Raw genomic sequence first — 6,488 nt, forward strand, 5'->3', positions numbered from 1 at the left:
GGTATTGCTGGCCGGCTGGTCGCTGCTGGGTATTGCTGGCCGGCTGGTCGCTGCTGCTGTCGCGGCTGTCGGGTCAGGACGATGTCGTCGTGGGCGTGCCGGTGGCCAACCGGCAGCGGCGCGAGGTGGAGGCGCTGGTYGGCTTCTTCGTCAACACGCTGGCCTTGCGTACGCGCCTGTCGGAGCCGTTGACGGTGGCMGGCCTGYTGGCGCAGGTGAAGGAAACGACGCTGGAGGCGTTCGCGCACCAGGAACTGCCGTTCGARCAGGTGGTGGAAGCGGTACAGCCGGCGCGCAGCCTGAGCCACAGCCCGTTGTTCCAGGTGATGCTGTCCTTGAACAACACGCCCGGCGGCGATGCGATGGAGCTGCCTGGCCTGACGCTGTCGCAAGTGCAAAGCGAGCACACCATTGCGAAATTCGACCTGTCGCTGTCGTTGAACGACGGTGGCACGGGCCTGCATGGCGGCATCGACTATGCGGCGGACCTGTTCGACCGCAGCACGGTCGAACGCTTCGCTGGCCACTTCATGACTTTGCTGGAGGCGATGGCCACGTCCGACACGCAGACCGTCGCCACGCTGCCGATCACGACGGCCGTGCAGCGGGCGCAGGTGCTGGAGGGCTTCAATGCCACGGCGACCGACTATCCGTGGGATGCACTGATCCACGAACTGTTCGAGCAGCAGGCGACCGCGCAGCCGGATGCGGTGGCGGTGGTTTACGAAGACCACCGTCTGACGTACGGCGAGCTCAATGCGCGGGCGAACCAGGTGGCGCATTACCTGCTGTCGCAGGGCGTGAAGCCTGACGACCGGGTGGCGATCTGCGTGGAGCGCAGCCTGGAGATAGTGGTGGGGCTGCTGGGGATACTGAAGGCGGGCGGGGCGTATGTGCCGCTGGATCCCGATTATCCGGCGGAGCGACTGGCGTACATGCTGGAGGACAGTGCGCCGGTGGCATTGCTGACTCAGGCCACGTTGGAGGAGCGCTTGCCGGTATGCGGCGTACCCACGCTGCGGTTGGATACCAGCGAAGACCGGGCGTTGCTGGCTGCACAGCCGACGCATAATCCGGATCCACATGCACATGGCCTGAGCTCGCGGCACCTGGCCTACGTGATCTACACGTCCGGATCGACCGGCACGCCCAAGGGCGTGATGGTCGAGCACCGTAACGTGAACCGGTTGGTGATCAACAACCCGTATTTCCAGGCCGGTGACGACGACTGCCTGGTGCACGCGGCCAATCCGGCCTTCGACGCGGCGACCTGGGAAATCTGGGGCGCGTTGCTCAATGGCGCGCGGCTGCTGGTGGATGCGCGTCGATTCGACGCGCAACTGCTGGCCCACGGCGCCACGGCGATGTGGATGACGGTCGGCCTGTTCAACCAGTACGCGCCGAGCATGCAGGCATCGCTGGCGCAGCTGCGCTATCTGCTGGTCGGCGGCGACGTACTCGATCCGCGCACGATCCGCAGCGTGCTGGCGCAGGCGCAGCGTCCGGCGCACCTGATCAACGGTTACGGTCCCACCGAGACAACGACGTTCGCTTGCACGCACTTGATCGACGCGCTGGCCGAAGAGGCCACTTCGGTACCGATTGGCCGTCCGATCGCGAACACGCAGGTCTACATTCTGGATGCGCAGGGCGAGCCGGTGCCGGTGGGCGTGGCGGGCGAGCTCCATATCGGCGGCGATGGCGTGGCACGGGGCTATCTGAACCAGTCGGCGCTGACGGCAGAACGGTTCGTGCGCGATCCGTTCAGTGCCGATCCGCAGGCACGCATGTACAAAGCCGGCGACCTCGGTCGCTGGCGGCCGGACGGCACCATCGAGTACCTGGGGCGCAACGATTTCCAGGTGAAGATCCGTGGCTTCCGCATCGAGCTGGGCGAGATCAGACCTCGGTCGCTGGCGGCCGGACGGCACCATCGAGTACCTGGGGCGCAACGATTTCCAGGTGAAGATCCGTGGCTTCCGCATCGAGCTGGGCGAGATCGAGGCCAAATTGAGTGCCTGCGCCGACGTGCGCGAGGCGGTGGTGCTGGCGCGGGAGGACGTGCCGGGCGACAAGCGGCTGGTGGCGTATGTGGTGCCGTCGGCGGGAGCGGAGCCGACGGGGGTGCAGTTGCGCGAAGCGCTGCAAACGCAGTTGCCTGAGTACATGGTACCGAGCGCCTTCATGGTGCTCGACGCGTTCCCGCTGACGCCGAACGGCAAGCTGGATCGCAAGGCGTTGCCCGCGCCGGACGGCAGCTCGCTGGTGCAGCGCGAGTACGAAGCGCCGCAAGGCGAGATCGAGCAGGGGCTGGCGGAAATCTGGCAGTCGCTGCTGAAGATCGAACAGGTGGGTCGCCACGATCACTTCTTCGAACTGGGCGGCCATTCCCTGCTGGCTGCACAGTTGGTCTCGCGTGTGCGCGAGCGGCTGGGGGTGGAAGTGCCGCTGCGCGAGCTCTTCGTTCATCCGGTGCTGCATGCGTTCGCGCAGGCGGTGGGCCAGGCCGGCGCGAGCACATTGGGTCGCATCGAGCGCGTCGGCCGCGATCAACCACTGCCGTTGTCGTTGTCGCAGCAACGCCTGTGGTTCATCGATCAGTTGGATGCGTCCGCGAGCCGCGCGTATCACATGCCGGCGGCGCTGCGCCTGAGCGGCAGCCTGCATCGAGATGCGCTGAAGCAGGCGCTGGACACGCTGGTGGCGCGCCAGGAGGGCCTGCGTGCGCGCCTGGTTGCGGTCGATGGCGTGCCGCACCAGGTCTTCGCACCCGAGGACATCGGCTTCACCCTGGCAGAGCACGACCTCACGCAGTTGCCCGCCGAAGCCCGCGAGCAGGCGGTACGCGAGCAGGCGATCGACGAAGCGGGCGCGCCCTTCGACTTGAGCCAGGGGCCGCTGATCCGCGGCCGCTTGCTGCGTACGGGCGACGAGGAGCACGTGCTGCTGATTACCCAGCACCACATCGTCAGCGATGGCTGGTCGATCGGCGTCATCATTCGCGAGTTCGCGCAGTTGTACGCGGCCTACAGCGAGGGGCGGGTCAATCCGTTGACGGCGCTGGACATTCAGTACGCCGATTACGCGGTGTGGCAGCGTGGCTGGCTGCAAGGCGAGGAACTGGAGCGGCAGACGGCGTTCTGGCGCGAGCACCTGGTGGGCGCGCCGGCACTGCTGGAGCTGCCGACCGACCGTGCGCGTCCGGCGGTGCAGAGTCATGTCGGCGGTACCTTGCCCTTCGCGTTGTCGGCGGAACTGAGCGCGCGACTGAAGCAGTTGGGTCAGCGGCAGGGAGCGACGCTGTTCATGGTGTTGCTGGCCGGCTGGTCGCTGCTGCTGTCGCGGCTGTCGGGCCAGGACGACGTGGTGATCGGCACGCCGGTGGCGAACCGCCAGCGGCGCGAGGTGGAGGCGCTGGTCGGCTTCTTCGTCAACACGCTGGCGCTGCGCGTGCGCGTGGGCGAGACGGCGAGCATGGCGGAGCTGCTGGCGCAGGTGAAGAAGGCGACGCTGGGCGCGTTCGTGCACCAGGAACTGCCGTTCGAGCAGGTGGTGGAAGCGGTGCAGCCCGCGCGCAGCCTGAGCCACAGTCCGCTGTTCCAGGTACACGCTGGGCGCGTTCGTGCACCAGGAACTGCCGTTCGAGCAGGTGGTGGAAGCGGTGCAGCCCGCGCGCAGCCTGAGCCACAGTCCGCTGTTCCAGGTGATGCTGTCCCTGGACAACACGCCGGCAACCGATGATGTCCAGGGCTTGCCTGGACTGACGCTCTCATCCATCGCCGCCGAACATCCAGTGGCGAACTTCGATCTGTCATTGTCATTGAAGGGTGATGGCACCAACCTGCACGGCGAATTCAAGTACGCCGTCGACTTGTTCGACCATRCGACGATCGAGCGTTTTGCCGGCCATTTCATCACCCTGCTGGAAGGCATGGTGGCCGACGAGACGGTGTCGCCGGCGGCGCTGCCGATGATGACGTCGTTCGACGATCGAGCGTTTTGCCGGCCATTTCATCACCCTGCTGGAAGGCATGGTGGCCGACGAGACGGTGTCGCCGGCGGCGCTGCCGATGATGACGTCGGCGCAGCGCGATCATGTGCTGTCGGACTTCAACGCGACCTCGGCCGAGTATCCGCAGGAATCGCTGATCCACGAGTTGTTCGAGCGACAGGCRGCCGAGCAGCCGGATGCGCTCGCGGTCATCTGCGGCGACTCCGCGCTGCGCTACGGCGAGTTGAACGCGCGCGCCAACCGCATCGCGCATTACCTGATCGCGCAAGGCGTACAGGCGGACGATCGGGTCGCGCTGTGCGTCGAGCGCAGCGTGGACACGGTGGTSGGCCTGCTGGGCATCCTCAAGGCCGGTGGTGCCTACGTKCCGCTGGATCCGGAGCATCCGCCCGAGCGRCTGGCTTTCGTRCTCGAAGACTGCGCGCCGAAGCAGCTGTTGCTGCAATCGGGTCTGCGCGAGCGGCTGCCGGCAAGTGCGGTGCCGCAACTGGCGYTGGACGACAGCGAAACGACGYTGGCCGCKTATCCGGACCACAATCCGGATATCCGTGCCCGCGGTGCGAGTTCGCGGCAGTTGATCTACATGATCTATACCTCCGGGTCCACCGGCATGCCCAAGGGCGTGATGGTCGAGCATCGCTCGGTGGTGAACCTGTGGTTGAGCCTGGAGCGCGCGGTGTTCGCTGGCCTGGCCAAGGCGGCCCGGGTGGGCTCCCAAGGGCGTGATGGTCGAGCATCGCTCGGTGGTGAACCTGTGGTTGAGCCTGGAGCGCGCGGTGTTCGCTGGCCTGGCCAAGGCGGCCCGGGTGGGCYTGAATGCATCGATCACCTTCGACTCYTCGGTGAAATCGCTGACGCAGCTGTTGTCCGGACGCACGCTGGTGATYTTCCCGCAGGCCGTTCGTCAGGACAGTGCGGCGCTGCTGGCGCACCTGCGCGAGCASCGTGTGGACGCCTTCGATTGCACCCCGGCGCAGTTGGAGATGCTCTTGGGTGCGGGCTTCGCATCGGGCGGCGAGACGGGCGTGAGCACAGTGCTGATTGGCGGCGAAGCGATCTCGYTCTCGTTGTGGGAACGCCTGCGCCAAATCGACGGGGTCGAGTTCCACAACGTGTATGGCCCGACCGAATGCACGGTGGACGCGACGACCTGCGCGTTGCATCAACAGGGCCAGGGGCCACCACTTGCTCATATCCGCTCCGATCGGGCTGGTCGCACGCACAGCGATCTCGTTCTCGTTGTGGGAACGCCTGCGCCAAATCGACGGGGTCGAGTTCCACAACGTGTATGGCCCGACCGAATGCACGGTGGACGCGACGACCTGCGCGTTGGRCGCYGCCGAATCGCCGAGCATCGGCAAGCCGCTGTCCAATATGCAGATCTACATYCTCGACGCGCAGGGTGCCCCGGTGCCGGTGGGCGTGGCGGGTGAGCTCCATATCGGTGGCGATGGCGTGGCGCGCGGGTACTGGAACCGCGAGGGGTGCCCCGGTGCCGGTGGGCGTGGCGGGTGAGCTCCATATCGGTGGCGATGGCGTGGCGCGCGGGTACTGGAACCGCGAGGCGCTGACGGCCGAGCGTTTCGTGCGCGATCCGTTCAGTGCCGACCCGCAGGCGCGCATGTACAAGACCGGCGACCTCGGTCGCTGGCGGCCGGACGGCACCATCGAGTACCTGGGGCGCAACGATTTCCAGGTGAAGATCCGCGGCTTCCGCATCGAGCTGGGCGAGATCGAGGCCAAATTGAGTGCCTGCGCCGACGTGCGCGAGGCGGTGGTGCTGGCGCGCGAGGACGTGCCGGGCGACAAACGGCTAGTGGCGTATGTGGTGCCGGCGGCGGGAGCGGAGCCGACCGGGGTGCAGTTGCGCGAAGCGCTGCAAACGCAATTGCCTGAGTACATGGTGCCGAGCGCCTTCATGGTGCTCGACGCGTTCCCGTTGACGCCGAACGGCAAGCTCGATCGCAAGGCGCTGCCCGCGCCGGACGGCAGCTCGCTGGTGCAGCGCGAATATGAGGCGCCGCAGGGCGCAATCGAGGACGCGCTGGCGGATATCTGGCAGGCGCTGCTGAAGGTCGATCAGGTGGGTCGCCACGATCACTTCTTCGAACTGGGCGGCCATTCGTTGCTGGCGGTGCAGCTGGTCTCGCGCGTGCGCGAGCGGCTGGGAGTGGAAGTGCCGCTGCGYGAGCTCTTCGTCCATCCGGTGCTGCACGCGTTCGCGCAGGCGGTGGGCCAAGGCGGCGCGAGCACATTGGGCCGCATCGAGCGCGTCGGCCGCGATCAACCGCTGCCGTTGTCGTTGTCGCAGCAACGCCTGTGGTTCATCGACCAGCTGGATGCGTCCGCGAGCCGCGCGTATCACATGCCGGCRGCGCTGCGCYTGAGCGGCAGCCTGCATCGCGATGCGCTGAAGCAGGCGCTGGACACGCTGGTGGCGCGCCAGGAGGGCCTGCGTGCGCGCCTGGTTGCGGTC

General features: G+C 67.0%; 5 protein-coding genes. 4 read left to right on the plus strand and 1 reads right to left on the minus strand.

The window, feature by feature from the left end:
• Together ASE35_RS21095 and ASE35_RS21100 are read left to right on the plus strand one after the other, a co-directional pair.
• On the plus strand, positions 1–2,162 hold a 2,162-nt coding region (locus ASE35_RS21095; RefSeq protein WP_157489343.1), incomplete at its 5' end, for an amino acid adenylation domain-containing protein.
• Positions 2,044–3,741: a condensation domain-containing protein gene (locus tag ASE35_RS21100; protein ID WP_235570025.1), complete on the plus strand. Its 1,698-nt coding sequence runs from the start codon at positions 2,044–2,046 to the stop codon at positions 3,739–3,741. The genes ASE35_RS21095 and ASE35_RS21100, both read left to right, overlap by 119 nt.
• A 76-nt stretch (positions 3,742–3,817) precedes the next feature.
• Here the strand turns inward: ASE35_RS21100 and ASE35_RS21495 are convergent, their stop codons facing one another.
• Positions 3,818–4,015 (minus strand): hypothetical protein, encoded by a 198-nt coding sequence (locus ASE35_RS21495; RefSeq protein WP_162259033.1) that lies wholly within the window; start codon positions 4,013–4,015, stop codon positions 3,818–3,820.
• Positions 4,016–4,737: 722 nt separating this feature from the next.
• On the opposite strand from ASE35_RS21495, the gene ASE35_RS22185 reads away from it, so the two are divergent.
• Both ASE35_RS22185 and ASE35_RS22190 read left to right on the plus strand, forming a co-directional pair.
• Positions 4,738–5,445: an AMP-binding protein gene (locus tag ASE35_RS22185; RefSeq protein ID WP_162259034.1), complete on the plus strand. Its 708-nt coding sequence runs from the start codon at positions 4,738–4,740 to the stop codon at positions 5,443–5,445.
• A gap of 71 nt (positions 5,446–5,516) precedes the next feature.
• Positions 5,517–6,488 (plus strand): phosphopantetheine-binding protein (locus ASE35_RS22190; RefSeq protein WP_343123520.1); only part of this gene is annotated, 972 nt, incomplete at its 3' end.

It is taken from the genome of Lysobacter sp. Root916 (genome assembly GCF_001429785.1).
In the GTDB taxonomy this organism is placed as follows: Bacteria; Pseudomonadota; Gammaproteobacteria; order Xanthomonadales; family Xanthomonadaceae; genus Lysobacter.